At 71.4% G+C, this 18695-nt stretch carries 18 protein-coding genes; 7 read left to right on the top strand and 11 right to left on the bottom strand.

The genetic code is table 11. The annotated features are described in order from the left end of the window. Positions 1 to 13 precede the first annotated feature (13 nt). Together C5708_RS05790 and C5708_RS05785 are read right to left on the bottom strand one after the other, a co-directional pair. Positions 14 to 2155 carry a prolyl oligopeptidase family serine peptidase gene (locus tag C5708_RS05790; protein WP_242918798.1) on the bottom strand — a complete coding sequence of 714 codons (2142 nt, stop codon included), beginning with the start codon at positions 2153 to 2155 and terminating at the stop codon, positions 14 to 16. 2 nt (positions 2156 to 2157) lie between these two features. Continuing rightward, positions 2158 to 4353 (bottom strand): prolyl oligopeptidase family serine peptidase, encoded by a 2196-nt coding sequence (locus C5708_RS05785; RefSeq protein ID WP_242918796.1) that lies wholly within the window; start codon positions 4351 to 4353, stop codon positions 2158 to 2160. 158 nt (positions 4354 to 4511) lie between these two features. Between C5708_RS05785 and dapF the strand changes: the two genes are divergently transcribed. After that, positions 4512 to 5345: a diaminopimelate epimerase gene (dapF, locus tag C5708_RS05780; RefSeq protein WP_242918794.1), complete on the top strand. Its 834-nt coding sequence runs from the start codon at positions 4512 to 4514 to the stop codon at positions 5343 to 5345. Continuing rightward, positions 5342 to 6640, top strand: a complete 1299-nt coding sequence (mtaB, locus tag C5708_RS05775) for a tRNA (N(6)-L-threonylcarbamoyladenosine(37)-C(2))-methylthiotransferase MtaB (protein WP_242918792.1) — start codon at positions 5342 to 5344, stop codon at positions 6638 to 6640. The genes dapF and mtaB overlap by 4 nt, the downstream gene beginning before the upstream one ends. Here mtaB and C5708_RS05770 read toward each other — a convergent pair. Continuing rightward, the gene (locus C5708_RS05770) at positions 6637 to 7818 is read right to left on the bottom strand and encodes an aspartyl protease family protein (RefSeq protein ID WP_242918790.1); all 1182 of its coding nucleotides are present in this window, start codon (positions 7816 to 7818) and stop codon (positions 6637 to 6639) included. The two genes, mtaB and C5708_RS05770, sit on opposite strands and share 4 nt — an antisense overlap. A 120-nt stretch (positions 7819 to 7938) precedes the next feature. Here C5708_RS05770 and ftsY point away from each other — a divergent pair, with 120 nt between their 5' ends. Next, the gene (ftsY, locus tag C5708_RS05765) at positions 7939 to 8877 is read left to right on the top strand and encodes a signal recognition particle-docking protein FtsY (protein WP_242918788.1); all 939 of its coding nucleotides are present in this window, start codon (positions 7939 to 7941) and stop codon (positions 8875 to 8877) included. Positions 8878 to 8887: 10 nt separating this feature from the next. After that, positions 8888 to 9490, top strand: coding sequence for a septation protein IspZ (locus C5708_RS05760; protein ID WP_242918786.1), 603 nt, complete (start codon positions 8888 to 8890; stop codon positions 9488 to 9490). Between the two features lie 2 nt (positions 9491 to 9492). On the opposite strand, the gene C5708_RS05755 is transcribed toward C5708_RS05760, so the two are convergent. Next, positions 9493 to 10020 (bottom strand): NUDIX hydrolase, encoded by a 528-nt coding sequence (locus C5708_RS05755; RefSeq protein ID WP_242918784.1) that lies wholly within the window; start codon positions 10018 to 10020, stop codon positions 9493 to 9495. Between the two features lie 161 nt (positions 10021 to 10181). On the opposite strand from C5708_RS05755, the gene C5708_RS05750 reads away from it, so the two are divergent. Next, positions 10182 to 10808: a MarR family winged helix-turn-helix transcriptional regulator gene (locus C5708_RS05750; protein WP_242918782.1), complete on the top strand. Its 627-nt coding sequence runs from the start codon at positions 10182 to 10184 to the stop codon at positions 10806 to 10808. Positions 10809 to 10820: 12 nt separating this feature from the next. Here C5708_RS05750 and C5708_RS05745 read toward each other — a convergent pair whose 3' ends face one another. The 7 genes from C5708_RS05745 to ccmA form a co-directional block, all read right to left on the bottom strand. Continuing rightward, positions 10821 to 11171, bottom strand: coding sequence for a hypothetical protein (locus C5708_RS05745; RefSeq protein ID WP_242918780.1), 351 nt, complete (start codon positions 11169 to 11171; stop codon positions 10821 to 10823). Positions 11172 to 11251: 80 nt separating this feature from the next. After that, complete coding sequence (locus C5708_RS05740) at positions 11252 to 11770, bottom strand: DsbE family thiol:disulfide interchange protein (protein ID WP_242918778.1); 519 nt, start codon at positions 11768 to 11770, stop codon at positions 11252 to 11254. 1 nt (position 11771) lies between these two features. Further along, positions 11772 to 11951, bottom strand: a complete 180-nt coding sequence (gene ccmD / locus C5708_RS05735; RefSeq protein ID WP_242918777.1) for a heme exporter protein CcmD — start codon at positions 11949 to 11951, stop codon at positions 11772 to 11774. Positions 11952 to 11955: 4 nt separating this feature from the next. After that, positions 11956 to 12687: a heme ABC transporter permease gene (locus tag C5708_RS05730; RefSeq protein ID WP_242918775.1), complete on the bottom strand. Its 732-nt coding sequence runs from the start codon at positions 12685 to 12687 to the stop codon at positions 11956 to 11958. 126 nt (positions 12688 to 12813) lie between these two features. Continuing rightward, on the bottom strand, positions 12814 to 13326 hold the full coding sequence (locus C5708_RS05725; protein WP_242918773.1) for a Spy/CpxP family protein refolding chaperone: 513 nt from the start codon (positions 13324 to 13326) through the stop codon (positions 12814 to 12816). 158 nt (positions 13327 to 13484) lie between these two features. Further along, positions 13485 to 14150 carry a heme exporter protein CcmB gene (ccmB, locus tag C5708_RS05720; RefSeq protein WP_242918771.1) on the bottom strand — a complete coding sequence of 222 codons (666 nt, stop codon included), beginning with the start codon at positions 14148 to 14150 and terminating at the stop codon, positions 13485 to 13487. Then, positions 14147 to 14761, bottom strand: coding sequence for a heme ABC exporter ATP-binding protein CcmA (ccmA, locus tag C5708_RS05715; protein WP_242918769.1), 615 nt, complete (start codon positions 14759 to 14761; stop codon positions 14147 to 14149). Before ccmA ends, ccmB begins: the two co-directional genes overlap by 4 nt. 177 nt (positions 14762 to 14938) lie before the next feature. Between ccmA and acnA the strand changes: the two genes are divergently transcribed. Together acnA and C5708_RS05705 are read left to right on the top strand one after the other, a co-directional pair. Beyond that, on the top strand, positions 14939 to 17629 hold the full coding sequence (gene acnA / locus C5708_RS05710) for an aconitate hydratase AcnA (protein WP_242918767.1): 2691 nt from the start codon (positions 14939 to 14941) through the stop codon (positions 17627 to 17629). Positions 17630 to 17733: 104 nt separating this feature from the next. Then, the gene (locus tag C5708_RS05705) at positions 17734 to 18471 is read left to right on the top strand and encodes a DUF1223 domain-containing protein (RefSeq protein WP_242918765.1); all 738 of its coding nucleotides are present in this window, start codon (positions 17734 to 17736) and stop codon (positions 18469 to 18471) included. Positions 18472 to 18695 lie beyond the last annotated feature (224 nt).

The raw sequence follows: 18695 nt of genomic DNA, 5'->3' as shown, positions 1-18695 counted from the left end.
GACCGAGCCTGCGTCAGTCCATCAGCTGCCGCGACAGATAGGTGTAGTGCCGCGCCCAGCGGGCGGCGGCGGCGGTCGGGTCGGCCGAGTTGGCGTGGCCGCCGTCGGTGTTCTCGTAATAGATGACCGGATTGCCCTCGTCCTCCAGCTCGGCGGCGAACTTGCGGGCGTGGCCTGGGTGCACCCGGTCGTCCTTGGTCGAGGTCGAGATGTAGGGCAGGGGATATTTCACGCCCGGCCTGACGTTCTGATACGGCGAATAGGCGGCGATCCAGGCCCGCTCGTCGGGCTTCTCCGGGTCGCCGTACTCGCCGACCCACGAGGCCCCGGCCGGCAGCTTGGGATAGCGCAGCATGTCGAGCAGCGGGCTTTCGATCACCACCGCGTTCCACAGGTCCGGCCGCTGGGTGAACACCACGCCCATCAGCAGGCCGCCGTTCGAGCGGCCGTAGGCGCCCAGGCGGCGGGGCGAGGTGATCTTGCGCGCGATGGCGTCCTCGGCCACGGCGTAGAAGTCGTCGAAGGCCTTCTGGCGGTTCTTGCCCTTGACCTGCTCGTGCCAGGCCGGGCCGAACTCGCCGCCGCCGCGGATGTTAGCCTGCAGATAGACCCCGCCGCGCTCCAGCCACAGCTTGCCCAGCTCGGCGTTGTAGACCGGCGGCTTGGACAGCTGGAAGCCGCCGTAGCCGTAGAGCAGGGCGGGCGCGCCGCCGTCGAACTTCAGGTCCTTCGGCCGCACGACGAAATAGGGGATCTTGGTTCCGTCCTTCGAGGTCGCCTCGAACTGCTCGACCACTTCCCTGGAGGCGTCGAAGCGGGCGGGCAGGGCCTTGACGGCCTTCGCCGCGCCGCTGGCGGCGTCGGCCAGCGTCAGTTCGGTGGGCGTGACGAACCCTTCGACCGAGTAGAACAGGCGGTCGTCGTCGTCGGCCGTCGCCACCAGGGCGACCGAGGAGTTGGCGGCTGCCGGCAGCCTGCTTTCGGTCCATCCGCCGCCCGCCTTCGGCGCGAAGGTGCGAACCTCGCCCCGGACATTGTCGTAGGCGGCGACCACCACGCGGTTGCGGGTGGTGTCGACCGCGTCGATCGACTGGCGCGGGCCGGGGGCGAACAGGGTGTCGACGGGACCCGTTCCGGCGATCAGCGCCTCGGGCGTCGCCGCGATCAGCGCGCCCTGGGGCCGCGCCGCGCCGCCGCCCGTCCAGGCCTCTTCCAGCGTGACGATCAGCTTGCCGTCGACGAAGCCGTGGATGGTCGACTTCGAGGGCAGGGCCAGCTTCACCGGCCCCTTGTCGGTCAGCAGGAAATGCTCGGAATTGAAGAAGTCGACGCCGCGCTCCAGCCTCACGACCTTGCGGCCCTGGCCGTCCTTCAGCACGTGCGCGCTGGCGCTGACGTCCTTGGGCGTGCCGCGAAAGACCTCCTTGGCCTGGGAAAGGTCCTGGCCGCGCTTCAGCGTCTTGACCACGAAGGCGTAGCCGGACTCGGTGACGGTGGGCGCGCCGGCCTCGGCGCCCCTATTTTCCGGGCCCCAGTCGCGGCCCAGGATCAGGGTGTCGTCGTCCAGCCAGTCGACGGTCTGCTTGCCCTCGGGCAGGCGGAAGCCGCCGGGGACGAAGGCCTTGGTCTTCAGGTCGAACTCGCGGATCTCGACGGCGTCCTTGCCGCCGTTGCTCAGGGCGACCAGGCAGCGGTCGTTGGCGGGCTTGCGGCAGGTCGCGCCCTTCCAGATCCAGTTGGCGTTCTCGGCCTTGGCCAGGGCGTCGAGGTCGAGCACCGTCTCCCAGGCGACGTCCTTGGCCTGGAAGCCCTCCAGGGTGGTGCGCCGCCAGACGCCGCGCACGTGGGTCCCGTCCTGCCAGAAATTGTAGACCGCCTGGCCGACGAAGCTCGGCGTCGGGATGCGGTCGACGGCGCTCTCGATCCTGACCGCGTCGGCCAGCAGCCCGGCGTAGCGCGGGTCCCTGGCCAGGACGTCCTCGGCCTTGGCGTTGTGGGCCTTGACCCAGCCCAGGGCCTTGGCGCCCTCGACCTCCTCCAGCCACAGGCGGCTGTCGGCGGACGCCGGCGCGGCGGTCTGCGCCGCCGCCTGGCCGGCGAGCAGGGCGATCGGGGAGGCGGCGGCGATCGCCGCCGCGAGAAGGAAGGTGCGCATGCCTAGTCCATCAACTTGCGGGTCAGGTAGGTGAATTCGAGGCTCGTCCGATGGGCGGCCTCGTTGAGGTTGGCCGAGGCGGCGTGGCCGCCGTCGATGTTCTCGTAATAGAAGAACGGCAGGCCCATGGCCTGCATCCGCGCCGCCATCTTGCGGGCGTGGGCCGGCTGCACTCGGTCGTCCTTGGTCGAGGTGACGAAGAACGGCTCGGGATAGGCCGTCCCGGCCTTGAGGTTGTGGTAGGGCGAGATCGAGGCCAGGAAGGCCCGCTCATGCGGGTCGTCCGGGCTGCCGTATTCGCCGACCCACGAGGCGCCGGCCCCGATCTTGTCGAAGCGCAGCATGTCGAGCAGCGGCACCTGGATGACCACGGCGTTCCACAGCTCGGGATGCTGGGTCAGCTCCACGCCCATCAGCAGGCCGCCGTTGGAGCCGCCCTCGACGCCCAGCCGCCGGGGCGAGGCGATCTTGCGGACGATCAGGTCGCGGCCCACCGCCGCGAAGTCGTCGAAGACGACCTGCCGCCGGGTCTTCAGCCCGGCCTCGTGCCAGGCCGGACCGAACTCGCCGCCGCCGCGGATGTTAGCCAGCACGTAGACGCCGCCCCGCTCCAGCCACAGCTTGCCGAGGGCGCCGGAATAGGTCGGCAGCATCGAGACCTGGAAGCCGCCGTAGGCGTAGAGCAGGGTCGAATTGCTTCCGTCCAGCTTCATGGCCTTGGGGCCGACCACGAAATAGGGGATCCTGGTCCCGTCGGTCGAGACCGCCTCGAACTGTTTGACGGCCAGGCCCGAGGCGTCGAACCGCGCCGGCGCGGTCTTCAGCCGCTCGGGCGCCGCCGCGCCGGCGGCGTCGGCCAGCCACAGCCCGGCCGGGTCGAGGAAGCCGGTGGCGGTGGCCATCACCCGATCGTCGTCCTCGCTGGCGCTGACGATCCCCACCGCCGAATCCGGCGGCAGGTCGATCCCGCCCTGCGACCAGCCGCCGTCGGCCTGGGGCGCGAAGGTGACGATCCGGCCCCGGACGTTGTCGTAGATCGCCGCCGCCACCCGGCCGCGGGTCAGCACGACCTGCTCGATCGACTGGCGCGGCCCGGGGGCGAACACCACCCTGATCGAATCGAGCAGCCCGGGGGCGAAGGCGCCCGCCGCCGCCCTGGCCTGCAGCGCGGCGAAGTCCATGGAGATCAACGCGCCCTGAGGATAGGTCGGCCCGCCGGGCGCGGGGGTCCACGCCTCGCGCAGCGTCGCCAGCAGCCGCCCGCCCGTCAGCCCCTCGATGTCCGCCTTCAACGGCAACGGCAACGGCAGGGGACGCGGACCGTCGTCGGCCAGCACGTAGTATCGGGTCTCGAAAAAGCTGACGGCGCGCCGGGCCATCGTCGTCTCGCGCCCAGAGGCCATGTCGCGCAGCACGAACGGGTCGGCCGAGACGTCCTTGGGCTCGCCCCGGAACACCTCGCGCGCCGCCGACAGCGGCTGGCCGCGGCGCAGCATCTTGATGACGAACGGATAGCCCGACTCGGTCAGGGTCGGCGCGCCGCCCTCGACCCCCCAGTCGCGGGACAGGATCAGCGTGTCCTCGTCGACGGCCTCGACCGTCTGCTTGCTCTCGGGCAGGCGGAAGCCGTTCTCGACGAACCGCCGCGTGGTCAGGTCGAACTCGCGGACCTCGGCCGAATCCTTGCCCCCGTCCGACAGCCGCACCAGGCAGCGCGTCATCCGCGGCCGGATGCAGGCCGCGCCCTGATAGACCCAGTTGGCGTTCTCGGCCTTGGCCAGGGCGTCGACGTCCAGCAGCGTCTCCCAGGCCGGCGTCGCCGTGCGATAGCTGGACAGCGTGGTTTGCCGCAGCACGCCGCGCACATGGGTCTCGTCCTGCCAGAAGTTGATCAGGGTCTCGCCCTTGAGGAAGGCGGCGTAGGGCGTGCGGTCCTTGGCGTTGACGATCTTCAGCGCCTCGGCGTGCAGGGCGGCGTAGCGGGGGTCGCCTTCGAGGACCGCCAGCGAGCGGGCGTTCTCGCCCCTGACCCAGTCTAGCGCCTTGGGATCGTCGGCGGGTTCGAGCCACAGGAACGGGTCTTCGGCGGCGGAAGCGGTCACGGCGGGAGCCTTGGCGGAGGGGGCGGGAGCGGCGAGCGGGGCGGGGCAGAGCGGGGCCAGGGCGGTCGCCAGGGCGAGCGCGAGCAAGGTGCGCATGATAAGGACGCGGGCTCCCCAGCCAGGAACTGAACGGGCGAGCATCACGGAGGACGGCGCGGCCGGCAAGCCGCTATTCGCCGCCGAGCGGGGCGCGGCGGCGGCCGATCCGCCGATAGGCCGTGCCCCGGGCGGCCTTATCCCCTATATAGGCGCCGATGAGCCGACCCTTTCTCAAGATGAACGGCCTCGGCAACGATTTCGTCGTGGTCGAGGCGCGCACCGCCCCGTTCCGCCCGGAGGCGGCCGAGGCGCGGGCGATCGCCGACCGCGACGCCGGTATCGGCTGCGACCAGATCGTCAGCATCGAGCCCAGCCCGGGCCAGGGCGGCGACGCCTTCATGCGCATCTGGAACGCCGACGGCGGCGAGGTCGAGGCCTGCGGCAACGCCACCCGCTGCGTCGGCTGGCTTTTGATGGAGGCCTCGGGCCGCGACCGGGCGGTGATCGACACCGTGGTCGGCCCCTTGGTCGCCAGCCGCGCCGGCGAGCGCCGCGTCGCCGTCGACATGGGCGCGCCGCGCCTGGACTGGCGCGACATCCCCCTGGCCGAGGAGATGGACACCCGGGGGATCGAGCTGCAGGTCGGGCCGATCGACGATCCGGTGCTGCATACGCCGGGCTGCGTCTCGATGGGCAACCCGCATGTGGTGTTCTTCGTCCCCGACGCCGAGGCCGCGCCGGTGACCGAGGTCGGGCCGATGATCGAGCATCATCATCTGTTCCCCGAGCGGGCCAATGTCGGCTTCGCCCAGATCAAGTCGCCCGACCGCATCCGCCTGCGGGTGTGGGAGCGGGGCGCGGGCCTGACCAAGGCCTGCGGCACCGGCGCCTGCGCGGCCCTGGTCGCCGCCCATCGCCGCGGCCTGGCCGGGCGCAAGGCGACCGTCGAAATGGACGGCGGCGAACTGGTCATCGAATGGCGCGAGGCCGACGGCCACGTGCTGATGACCGGCGACGTGGCGGTGGAGTTCACGGGAACGCTGCCGTGAACAAGCCTTTGGTCATCACCCCTTCGGCGGCGGCCCCGGCGCTGCGGCCAGACGTCGACATCGTCACCTTCGGCTGCCGGCTGAACACCTACGAATCCGAGGTGATCCGCAAACGGGCCGCCGAGGACGGGCTTTCCGACGCCGTCATCTTCAACACCTGCGCGGTGACGAACGAGGCGGTGCGCCAGGCGCGCCAGGCCATCCGCCGGGCGCGGCGCGAGCGGCCGGACGCCAAGCTGATCGTCACCGGCTGCGCCGCCCAGATCGACCCCGCCGCCTTCGCCGGCATGGCCGAGGTCGACCTGGTGCTCGGCAACGCCGAGAAGTCCCAGGCCGGCGCCTATGCCGACCGGCCCGAGGCGCCCCGCGTGCGCGTCAACGACATCATGTCGGTGCGCGAGACCGCCGGCCACCTGATCGACGGTCTCAAGGACCGGGCGCGGGCCTATGTCGAGGTGCAGAACGGCTGCGACCACCGCTGCACCTTCTGCATCATCCCGTTCGGGCGCGGCAATTCGCGCTCGGCCGCCGCCGGCGAGGTGGTCGAGCAGATCCGCCGCCTGACCGCCGAGGGCTATAACGAGATCGTGCTGACCGGGGTCGACATGACCTCGTGGGGCGCCGACCTGCCCGGCGCGCCGACCCTGGGCCAACTGGTCGCCCGCATCCTCAAGCTGGTCCCGGACCTGCCGCGCCTGCGGCTGTCGTCGATCGACGCCGCCGAGATCGACCCCGACCTCATGCGCTGCCTGGCCGAGGAGGAGCGCCTGGCGCCCTATCTGCACCTGTCCCTGCAGGCCGGCGACGACATGATCCTCAAGCGCATGAAGCGCCGCCACCTGCGCGCCGACGCCCTGCGCCTGGTCGAGCAGGTGCGGGCGGTGCGGCCCGACGTCGCCTTCGGCGCCGACCTGATCGCCGGTTTCCCGACCGAAACTGACGAAATGTTCGACAACACCCTGCGCCTGGTCGAGGAGACCCAGCTCGCCTATCTGCACGTCTTCCCGTTCAGCCCCCGGCCGGGCACGCCGGCCGCGCGCATGCCGCAGCTGAACCGCGGCGTGATCAAGGACCGCGCCGAGCGCCTGCGCGCCAAGGGCCGCGAGGCCCTGGGCCGCCACCTCGACCGCCAGGTCGGCCGCACCGTCTCGGCGGTGGTCGAAAAGCCGGGCTTCGCCCGCGGCGCCGACTTCACCGAGATCGACTTCGACGGCGCCGGCGAGCCCGGCCAGATCGTCTCCCTGGCCGTCACCGGCCACGACGGCCGCCACGCCAGGGCGCGGCTGGCGGGCTAGATCAGGTCCTTCAGGACCAGCTGGACCGGCTGGACCTCGCCGTTGCGCTCGATGTCGAACTGGACCACCTCGCCGGGGCCGCCGCTGAGCGCCCACCAGAACCCCATCGCCCCGTCCTTGCTGTGGGGCAGGACGACGTCGCCCTTCTCGACCCCGCTCTTGGCGGCGGGCGAGGCCGGCATGACCGCGACGACGCGCAGGCGTCGATCGGCGTCGGGCGCACAGTGGAGGCCCGAGCGGTCGAAACGCTGAACCTGGCCAAGCATCGGGTTCGGCTTCAGCCAGAGCGCATGCTGCTTGGCGTCGAGGACGAGATTGAACCGGCGGATCATGTCCATGCCGAGCAGGCCGTCGATCTCTTCCGATCCATAGCTGGTGCGCGTCGGGTCGATCAGGTTGATCAACGGGCGCTCGAGCGTGGAGCCGCCGAACTGCAGCGTGTCCAGGCGGACGGTGCGGCCGTCGAACGCGCCGGTCACGCCCCGCCCCGGCGAGGGCAGCCACTTGTCGGCGTTCCACAGGCCCATCCGCCTGACGGCCGGCGGGTACAGGGTCAGGGCGTTGGGCGAGCCGGTGTCGATGCAGACGCGCAAGGTCTTGCCGTTCAGCACCACGTCGGTCATCAGGCTGGGGTCGACGATGGTGGCGGCGTTCAGGTGGCCGCCGAGCCGGCGCTCGCGGTGGGCCAGCCGGACGCGCTCGAAGCCGTCCAGGGGCGGGCCGCCGCCGTCATAGATGCGCATCTCCCCGGCCGGGAAGTCGAGCTCGGTGGTGAACGCGCCCAGCACCCAGGCGGGAATGGCCCCGACGACGAAATCGCCGAGATGGCCGCTGATCATGGTGACGTTCTGGTCTTTCAACGCGTCGCCGATCACCACCTGCGCCGCCCAATAGACGTTGCGGTTCTCGTCGCCGACCAGGCCGGCGACATCGCGGGACAGGGTCTTTTTCAGCCCTGTCTCTTCGGCGAATCCGGGATCGACGACATAGTCGTCGGCCCCGGTGTCGATCATGAACCGGAACGGGCCCTTGCCGTCCAGCTTCACCGGCGTCCACAGCCGGTTGTAGCTGACCCGGATCGGCAGCCGCGTCGGCGCCGGCGGCTGCCCGGCGAAACCAGCCGTAGGCGCGGCCAGGCCGGCCGCGAGCGCCGCCGTCAGGCTTCGCCGCGTGAACATTCAGGACCCCTCCCTACACGTCTAGGTTTCAGCCATGCCACGGACGGGGCAGGGCGGCAATCTCCGGTGCGCCCCACCGCGCCCTAGCCCCGGCCGCGTTCCCCCGCTAGAACGCGGCCCATGAGCACCGAACCCAAGAAAGGCTGGTTCAAGCGCCTGACCGAGGGCCTGTCGCGTTCGTCGCGGCAGATGTCCGACCAGGTGGTGTCGGTCTTCAGCAAGAAGACCCTGGACCAGGCCGCCCTCGACGAGCTTGAGGAGATGCTGATCGAGGCCGACCTCGGCCCGCGCGCCTCGGCCCGCATCGCCGAGGCCTTCGGCGCCGCCCGTTTCGGCCGCGAGGCCGGCGAGGACGAGATCAAGGAGGCCCTGGCCGAGGCGATCGCCGCCGAGCTGATCCCGCGCCAGGGTGCCTTCGATCCGCTGTCCGGCCCCCGGCCCTATGTGGTGCTGTTCGTCGGGGTCAACGGCTCGGGCAAGACCACCACCCTGGGCAAGATCGCCGCCGACCTGACCGGCCGGGGGGCCAAGGTGCTGATCGCCGCCGGCGACACCTTCCGCGCCGCCGCCGTCGAGCAGCTCAAGGTGTGGGCCGACCGGGCCGGCGCCGAATTCATGGCCCGGCCCACCGGGGCCGACGCGGCCGGCCTGGCCTACGACGCCGTCGAACGGGCCCGGGCCGAGGGCTGCGACGTGGTGCTGATCGACACCGCCGGGCGGCTGCAGAACAAGTCCGGCCTGATGGACGAGCTGCTCAAGATCGTTCGGGTGCTGAAGAAGATCGACCCCGACGCCCCGCACGAGACCCTGTTGGTGCTCGACGCCACGGTCGGGCGCAACGCCCTCGCCCAGGAGAACATCTTCGGCAACACCGCCGGCGTCACCGGCATCGTCATGACCAAGCTCGACGGCACCGCCCGCGGCGGGGTGCTGGTGCCGGTGGCCCAGGCCTCCGACGCGCCGATCAAGCTGATCGGGGTCGGCGAGGGGATCGAAGACCTCCAGCCGTTCGACGCGCGCGCCTTCTCGCGCTCGCTGGTCGGCCTGGACGCGCAATAGGAACCATCGAGTGTCGCAATCGCCCCCCCCGCCCCAGCCGCCGCGCTGGATCCAGATGGTGGTCGACTACGCCGGCCTGGTGGTGTTCGGCGGGGTCTATCTGGTCTCCCGCAACCTGATGACCGCCACCTGGGGCCTGGTGGCCGGCTCGGCCGCCGGGCTGTTGTTCGGCCTGGCCATGCAGCGCAAGCTGGCCCTGCTGCCGCTGTTCACCGGCCTGTCGGCCATGCTGTTCGGCGGCCTGTCGCTGGTGTTCCACAACACCGTCTTCATCAAGATGAAGCTGACCATCGTCGACGGCCTGCTGGCGGCCGGCCTGTTCGGGGCCCTGGCCTTCGGCAAGCTGCCGCTGAAGGTCCTGCTCGGCGAGGCGCTGAAGCTGTCGGACGGGGCCTGGCGGCGGCTGACGGTGCGCTACGCCGCCTTCTTCATCTTCGCCGCCGTGGTCAACGAGGTGGTCTGGCGCACCCAGCCGGAAGCGACCTGGGTGCTGTTCCGGTTCCCCGGGGTGCCGCTGGCGGCCCTGCTGTTCTCGTTCACCCAGCTGCCGATGATGATGAAGGACATGAAGGCCCAGGAAGAGGCCGCCGCCCCGCCGCCGCCTTCGGAATAAGGCTACAGCCCCTCGACCGGATTGCCGAACGGGGCAAAGGCGGCCTGGCCGCGCACGCGGCGCCAGTGGCCCAACGCCCAGTGCACGGACGGGAAGGCCAGGTCCGCCCACGGAATGTCGTCCCAGGCGAACAGCGTCGTCTCCAGGCTCTCGATCCCGGGCGCGACATCGGGAACGGCCAGCTGCGCCCGGTGCATGATCTGCACCTGGCTGATGCGCGGGATCGAATAGATCGCCAGCACGGCGTCGATCTCGATCTCGGCCGCGGCCTCCTCGCGCGCCTCGCGGCGGGCGGCCTCCTCGACCGTCTCGCCCTCCTCCATGAACCCGGCCGGCAAGGTCCAGAAGCCGGCGCGCGGTTCTATGGCCCGCCGGCACAGCAGCAGGCGGGCGTCCTCGCCCTCGCCCCAGGCGGCCACCGAGCCGACGACGATCTTGGGGTTCACATAGTCGATGAAGCCGCAATGGCCGCAGATGCGGCGCTCGCGCTCGTCGCCCTCGGGCGTGCCCAGATGAAACGAAGGTTGCAAGGCGGCGGCCATGCCCGCACTGTGGGCCCCGTCCGCGCGCCAGGCAAGGCGGCCCAGCGCGGGCTCGGTTCCGGCCGCCCACGGATCGTCTGTCGTCAAATCGACGCAGACCCGCGTTATCGTCCGCCCCGCTCGACGGGGTGTCTCAAGGGGACCAGACGATGGCGAAAGCGAAATCCGACGGCAAGGGAGCCGGCGATGCGCTGGACCGTTCGCCGAGCCACCTGCTGCACCGCGCGCTGCAGGCCGCCCTCGACCTCTACGCCGAGGAGACCGGCGCCGGCGCCGTGACCCAGCGACAGTACGCCGTGCTCACCGCCGTCGCCGCCCATGAGGGCCTCAGCCAGACCGACCTCGTCAAGGCCACCGGCATCGACCGCTCGACCCTGGCCGACATGGTGGCGCGGATGATCGGCAAGGGCCTGCTGGGCCGCGAGCGGTCGGCCGCCGACGCCCGCGCCAACACCGTCAGCCTGACCGAAGCGGGCCGCGCCGTCCTGGTCGAGGCCGCGCCCCGGGTGGCCGCCGCCGATCATCGCATCCTCAGCCTGCTGCCGGCCGGCAAGCGCGAAGGCTTCCTGGCCACCCTGCGCGACATGGCCCACGCCGCCGACAAGCTGGCCGACCGGGCCGAGCGTGGCGAGGCCGAGGAGAAGAAGAAGAAAAAGAAGGCCGACAAGCCGGAAAAGGCCGCCAAGGTGGCCAAGCTGAAGCCGGCCAAGGCCGCGGGCGCGGCCAAGGCCGACAAGCCCGAGAAGAAAAAGAAGAAGCAGAAGAAGGCGGCCTGAGGCCGCCGCGCCTCAGACGCGGATGTCGACCAGCGAACCGGGCCGCAGCAGCCGGTGGGGGGCCTCGGCGCCGGCCTGACCCTGGGCCGCGGCCGTCGCGGCCGCGGGCTTGGCCGCTTGGGAAGAAGCTGTCTGGACGGGAGCGGCCGCCTGGGTCCTGGCCTGGGCTTGGACCTGGGCGGGCCGCGCCGCCGCCTGGGCGGCCTGGGCCTGGGCCTGGGCCGGGGCCTGGGGCGCGGGCGCCGCGCCGACCGCCGCCTGGAAGAACGCTCTCTGGGCCGCGCGCGCGGCCTCGTTCGATCGCGCGGCGGGGCGCTGGATCGACGCGGCGGTCGGCGGCGATGGAGGACGGACGGCGGTCAAGGCGGCGGCCTGCGGCGAAAGGTTAACGCCGGCAGGGTCGGGCGATTGTGGTTAGCGAAAGGTTAACGCCGGGCTCTGGATCAGCGCCGGGCCCTGTCGAGCAGCCGTTCGGCCGCCTCGGGGGTCAGCGGCCCGGCATGCTTGGCCAGGATGGTTCCGTCGGCGCCGACCAGGAAGGTCTCGGGCACGCCGGATATGCCGAACTCGACCCCGGCGCGGCCGTCGCGGTCGACCAGCACCTGGCCGAACGGGTCGCCCAGCCGTCCGAGGAAGGCCTGGGTGTTCTGCGGCGCGTCCTTGTAGGCGATCCCGACGATGCGCACGCCCTGGCTCTTGAGGGCCAGCAGGGCCGGATGCTCCACCTCGCAGGGGGCGCACCACGAGGCGAACAGGTTGACCAGAACCGGCCCCCCGGCCGCGGCCTCGCGCAGGCGGACCGGCCGGCCGCCGTCCAGGGCGGGCAGGGTCAGGTCGGGCGCGGCCTGGCCGACCAGGGCGTCCGGCTGGACCTGCGGATTGCGGTGCAGGGAATAGCCCACGAACAGCACGGCCAGGGCGGCCAGGGCCGCCAGGGGCAGGACGGCGATCCAGCGTTTCATCTCAGCGGCCCCGCCCGGTCGGCTCGGCCTCGCGCCGGCCGTCCTCGCGTCGTTCGACCTCGCGTCGCCAGCGGCGGGCGCGGATCAGGGAATCGGCGACCATCCAGGCGAGGGCCGCGGCCGTGGCGGCGTAGGCCGGCCAGACGAACGCCCCGTACTTGCCGACGTCGAGATCGATCATGGGGTCAACTCCGGCCCGCGGCCTGGACGGCCAGGGCGGCGGCGCGGCGGCGCCAGACCTCGCCCCGGATGCGCACCAGCCACAACGACCCGAACAGGGCCATGTAGCCCAGGGCCATGATCAGCAGCGGCCACAGATAGACCGGCGCCAGGGCCGAGCCGCCGGGGCGCAGCACCGAGGCGGGCTGGTGCAGGGTGTTCCACCAGTTCACCGACCAGTGGACGATCGGCAGGTTGACCAGGCCGACCAGGGCCAGGATGGCGGCGGCGCGATTGGCCCGCGCCTCGTCGTCGATGGCGGCCAGCAGGGCCATGTAGCCGAGATAGAACAGGAACAGCACCAACACCGAGGTCAGCCGCGCGTCCCACACCCACCACGTCCCCCACATCGGCCGGCCCCACAGCGAACCGGTGAGCAGGGCCAGCAGGGTGAAGGCCGCGCCCAGCGGCGCGGCGGCGCGGGCGGCGGCCTCGGCCAGGGCGTGGCGGAACACCAGGCCCAGGAAGCTGGCCGCGCCCAGGCAGGCGTAGCAGAACAGGCTCATCCAGGCCGCCGGCACGTGGATGAACATGATCCGCACCGTCGCGCCCTGCTGGTAGTCGGGCGGGGCCGAGAAGCCGAGCCACAGGCCGGCCAGCAGCAGCCCGGCCGCCAGCACGCCGAACAGCGGGGCCGCCCAGCGCGAGAACGCCAGGAAGCGTTGCGGGTTGGTCAGGAAGGCCAGGGCCTGGATCATCAGCGCGACCTAGCGCGCTTTCGGGTCGAGGAAAAGCCGCTCGACGCGGCGGGCCGCCCCAGGCGGGCGGCTTGTCCTCAAGCGGGGACGGCGGCGTTCCGCGCCGCCGTCCCCGTGGGCTCGAGCCTAGAGTTCGCCGGCGCCGCGCGGTCCGCCGGAGGGCGGGCCGCCCATCTTGTCGCCGAAACCGTGGCCGTCATGGCCGCGCCCGCCGTGGCCGAGCGTCTGCAGGGCGTCGAACGACTTCTGCTGTTCGGGGGTCAGCTGGGCGTAGAAGCGCTTGATCGCCTCGGCGCGGCGTTGGAACGCCTGCTGGCGCTCGGCCATGCGTGCGGCCATGCGGTCCAACCGCTCGGGCGTGGTCGCCGCCGGGGCCGGTGGTTGGCCATGATCGCGGCGCTCGGGTCTCATCGCCGCCTGGAAGGCCTGGAAGGCGGCTTCCTGGTTCGGCCGGATGCCGAGGACGTCGTGCAGGGCCCGGGCCCGTTCGGCCTGGCGCGCCTCCGTGCGTTCCTGGAACTTGGCCACGCCCGGACGCTGGGCCGGGGCGGGAGCGTCCTGGGCCACGGCGACCGCGGCGACGCACAGGGCGGCGGCCGAGGCGGCGCAGGCGATCAACGCTTTGCAGGTCTTAATCATCAGGTGGTCGTCTCCGACAGAGTGTCGTCCCTGTCTCGCTATACAACCGGTCAAGTTTGCCTGCGGATGTCCGCCGCCTGTCGTTTTGTTGCGCGCGGGCAAAGGCTTGGCGCCGAACCGCCGCAAGCGGCCCCTCCTTCAGACCCGGCGTCTCCGGGTCAGGACAGGGCGTTGCGGCAGGCCGCCGCCATGGCGAAGGGGCCGAGCGCGACGGCGGCCAGGCTGTAGGCGCAGAGCAGCATCAGCCCGGTCCGCCAGTCGAGGCCGCCGGCCATGGCCTCGACCGCGCCGGCGCCGAAGATCACCGGCGGGGCGAACAGCGGCAGGACGATGACGGCGATCAGCACCCCGCCCCGGCGGCCGCCCAGGCTCAGGGCCGCGCCGATCCCGCCGGTGAAGGAAAAGCCCAGGCCGCCGGCCAGGGCGGCGACGAAGATCAGCGGGGCCAGGGCGGTCGAGGCGCCCAGCGCGATCGCCGCCAGCGGCGCGGCGAAGGCCAGGGGCGCGCCGGCCGCCAGCCACTGCGCCAGGCACTTGGCGAAGGCCACCGCCTCCAGCGGCGCGGGCCCCAGCGCCAGCAGGTCGAGGGCGCCGTCCTCATAGTCCTGGGCGAACAGGCGCTCCAGCGACAGCAGCGAGGCCAGGGCCAGGGCCAGCCAGGCGCTGCCCGTCGCCACCGCCGCCAGCCGGGCGGGCTGCGAACCCACCGCCAGGGGCAGCAGGGTCGCGGTGCAGGCGAAGAAGGCCAGGGCCAGCAAGGGCCCGCCGCCGCGGCCCCAGGCCAGGGCCAGCTCGCGCCGGAAGAGGACGAGGAAGCCGGTCATGCGCCGATCTCCGCCTCGCGCGCGGCGATCGGCAGCGGGTCGTGCACGGCGGCGAGGATCAGGCCGCCGCCGGCCAGGTGCTCGGCCATCAGGGCGCCGAAGGCGGCCCGGCGCGCGGCGTCGAGCGGGGCCAGCGGCTCGTCGAGCAGCCACAGGGCGCGCGGGCTGGCGACCAGCCGCGCCAGGGCCAGCCGCCGCCGCTGGCCGGCGGACAGCTTGCGCACCTCCAGGTCGCACAGCGGCCCGAGGTCGAGCCGCTCGCGGGCGGCCTCGGCCCCCGCCCGCGAACCGCCGGTCCAGCGCACCTGGAACAACAGCTCCTCCCAAGCCGTGCGGGTGGTCTTCAGTCCGTCGTGGTGGCCGAGCAGGTGCACGCCGCCGCTCCGGGCCTCGTCGGGATCGAGGTCGCCGGCCGCCCCGGCGAACCGCACCCGGCCCGCCGCCGGCCGCACGAAGCCGGCCACGGCGCGCAGCAGGCTGGTCTTGCCCGCGCCGTTGCGCCCGACCAGGGCGACGGCTTCGCCGGCGCGCAGGTCCAGGCCGAACCCGGCGAACAGCCGCCGGTCTCCGCGGTCGACGGCCAGGTCCTCGATATGCAGGCTGGAAATCATCCGCAGCGAATATCCACGCCGGCCGCATGGACGATTAATCCGCGCGGGTCTATGACACGCGCGGCCGTGCGAGGCCTACGCCGCGCCGGGGCGGACGCTGTGTGTCCGCTTCGAGCAGCGCTGGGTCTGGCGTCCGATGTTCGGGCGGCCTGGAACAGAGAGAAAGGTCCTTCTCCAATGGCGTCCAAAGACAGCCTGCAAACACGGCGCGAACTGAAAGTCGGCAAGCGCAAATACGTCTATTACAGCCTCCGCGCCGCTGAGGAAGCCGGCCTGAACGGGGTTTCGACCCTGCCGGTGTCGATGAAGGTTCTGCTGGAGAACCTGCTGCGCAACGAAGACGGCGTCTCGGTGCGCGAGGACGACCTCAAGGCCGTCGCCGCCTGGCTCGAGAACCGCGGCAAGACCGAACACGAGATCAGCTTCCGCCCGGCCCGCGTGCTGATGCAGGACTTCACCGGCGTCCCCGCCGTCGTCGACCTGGCCGCCATGCGCGACGCCATGACCCAGCTCGGCGCCGATCCGGAAAAGATCAACCCGCTGAACCCGGTCGACCTGGTCATCGACCACTCGGTGATGGTCGACTTCTTCGGCACCGCCAAGTCGTTCGAGGAGAACGTCGACAAGGAATATCAGCGCAACCTGGAGCGCTACCGCTTCCTGCGCTGGGGCTCGTCGGCCTTCAACAACTTCCGCGTCGTGCCCCCGGGCACCGGCATCTGCCACCAGGTGAACCTGGAATACCTGGCCCAGACCGTGTGGACCGCCAAGGTCGACGGCGACGACGTCGCCTATCCCGACACCGTCGTCGGCACCGACAGCCACACCACCATGGTCAACGGCCTGTCGGTCCTGGGCTGGGGCGTCGGCGGCATCGAGGCCGAGGCCGCCATGCTCGGCCAGCCGATCCCGATGCTGATCCCCGAGGTCATCGGCTTCAAGCTGACCGGCAAGCTGCCGGAAGGCGCCACCGCCACCGACCTGGTGCTGACCGTCACCCAGATGCTGCGCAAGAAGGGCGTGGTCGGCAAGTTCGTCGAGTTCTACGGCGAGGCCCTGCACCACCTGACCATCGAGGACCAGGCGACCATCGCCAACATGGCCCCCGAATACGGCGCCACCTGCGGCTTCTTCCCGGTCTCCAAGGCGACCATCGACTATCTGACGGCCACCGGCCGCGAGAAGGAACGCGTCGCCCTGGTCGAGGCCTACGCCAAGGAACAGGGCCTGTGGCATGAGGAAGGCGCCGCCGACCCGGTGTTCACCGACACCCTGGAGCTGGACATCTCGACGGTGTCGCCGTCGCTGGCCGGCCCCAAGCGCCCGCAGGACCGCGTGCTGCTCAGCGATGCGGCCGCCAAGTTCGGCGAGGCCCTGACCGGCGAGTTCGGCAAGTCCGCCGACGCCGCCCGCGCGGCGGTGGCCGGCGAGAAGTTCGACGTCGGCAACGGCGACGTGGTCATCGCCGCCATCACCTCGTGCACCAACACCTCGAACCCCTCGGTGCTGCTGGCCGCGGGCCTGGTGGCCAAGAAGGCGGTCGAGAAGGGCCTGAAGGCCAAGCCGTGGGTGAAGACCTCGCTGGCCCCCGGCTCGCAGGTGGTCACCGACTACCTGGCCAAGGCCGGCCTGACCAAGTCGCTCGACGCCCTGGGTTTCAACCTCGTCGGCTACGGCTGCACCACCTGCATCGGCAACTCCGGCCCGCTGCCCGAGCCGATCTCCAAGGCGGTGCAGGACGGCGATCTGGTCGCCGTGTCGGTGCTCTCCGGCAACCGCAACTTCGAAGGCCGCGTGAACCCCGACGTGCGCGCCAACTACCTGGCCTCGCCGCCGCTGGTGGTGGCCTACGCCCTGGCCGGTTCGATGAAGATCGACCTGGCCAACGAGCCGCTCGGCGAGGACAAGAAGGGCCAGCCGGTGTTCCTCAAGGACATCTGGCCGACCAGCGAGGAAGTGGCCGAGCTGCAGCGCAAGGTCGTCACCAAGGCGATGTTCGACAAGCGCTACGGCGACGTCTTCGCCGGCGACGAGCACTGGCAGGGCATCCAGGTGGCCGGCGGCCAGACCTATTCGTGGGACCCGACCTCGACCTACGTGCAGAACCCGCCCTACTTCACCGACATGTCGATGACCCCGGCCCCGGTGACCGACATCGTCGAGGCCCGCGTGCTGGGCATCTTCGGCGACTCGATCACCACCGACCACATCAGCCCGGCCGGTTCGATCAAGAAGACCTCGCCGGCCGGCGAATACCTGATGCAGCATCAGGTCGGCCCGCTGGACTTCAACTCCTACGGCGCGCGTCGCGGCAACCATGAAGTGATGATGCGGGGCACCTTCGCCAACATCCGCATCCGCAACAGGATCACGCCGGAGATCGAAGGCGGCGTGACCAAGCACTTCCCGTCCGGCGACACCATGGCCATCTACGACGCGGCCATGCGTTACCAGACCGAGGGCCGCCCGCTGGTGATCTTCGCCGGCAAGGAATACGGCACCGGCTCCTCGCGCGACTGGGCGGCCAAGGGCACCAAGCTCCTGGGCGTGCGCGCGGTCATCGCCGAGAGCTTCGAGCGCATCCACCGCTCGAACCTGGTCGGCATGGGCGTGCTGCCCCTCCAGTTCAAGGTCGATGGGTGGCAGAAGCTCGGCCTGACCGGCGAGGAGATCGTCTCGATCCGCGGTCTGAACGACATCAGCCCGCGCCGCACCCTGACGGTCGAACTCTACCGCCCGACCGACGGCAAGATCGCCCGTTTCCCGGTGATCTGCCGCATCGACACTCCCACCGAGCTTGAATACTTCAAGAACGGCGGCGTGCTGAACTACGTGCTGCGCAACCTCGCGCGCGGCGACGCGGCGTGATGCGGCGGCGGAGGGGGCGCCTGCGCCTCCTCCGCCCGCTATCGGCGCTTGCTCACAGTCTCGTGAGGCGCATAGGCTGGGCAACTTCGCTTAATTGCATCGCCATGCGTCCTGCAGTCTTCCCGACATCGCTCTTCGCCGCCCTCGCCCTGGTCGCCGCCGTCGCGGCGTCGCCGCCGGCCATGGCCAAGGCGCCCGTGGTGGTCGAGCTCTACACCGCCCAGGGCTGCTCGGCCTGCATCAAGGCCAACGAGGCGGTCGACGCCCTGGCCGACCGGTCCGGCGTGCTGCCGCTGACCTTCTCGGTCGACTACTGGGACTATCTGGGCTGGAAGGACACCTTCGCCGCGCCCGAGTTCTCCGAGCGCCAGCGGGCCTACGCCAAGAAGCTGGCCCTGCGCGACGTCTACACCCCGCAGGTGATCGTCGACGGCCGGTTCCAGACCGCCGGCGGCCATCCCGAGCGGGTCGACAAGCTGATCAAGGACGCGGCCAAGGCGGCGGCCGATCCGCCGGACATGGCCTTCACCCGCGCCGGCGCGCGCATCGCCGTCGGCAGCGGCCCGTCGCCCAAGGGCGGCGCCGAGGTCTGGCTGATCCGCTACGACCCGCACGAGCAGCAGGTCGAGGTCAAGCGCGGCGAGAACCGCGGCAAGACCGTCGTCCATCGCAATGTCGTGCGCCAACTGGTCAAGCTCGGCCCATGGGCCGGCCGGCCGCGCACCTACGCCGTGCCCGAGGCCGACGACGACGGCCTGGCCGCGGTGGTGGTGGTGCAGGCGGTCAAGACCGGCCGCATCCTGGCCCTGAAGCAGGCCAAGCCGGCCAAGCCGGCGACCTGATCCGGCCTCGGCGGCCGCGATCCAATCTCGTTCCTGAAGGGGGCGGCTCCAGACAAAATGACGCCCGCGCTGGGGAGGGGATTCGCGCGGGCGTCACTTTGACTTGGATCTCAGCGCTTGGGGCTGCGCCGAAGAGTGCGCCGACCGACCGAAAGCCCGCAATCCGTGGGGGGCTGGGGGGGCTGTTCAGGATCCAGGACCACAAGGCTCCCGGTCAGTCGACA

This window comes from Caulobacter sp. CCUG 60055 (assembly GCF_022750545.1).
GTDB lineage: Bacteria > Pseudomonadota > Alphaproteobacteria > Caulobacterales > Caulobacteraceae > PUIC01.
The sequence above is the reverse complement of the archived record's forward strand: the minus strand, read 5'-3'. Positions and strand labels throughout refer to the sequence as shown.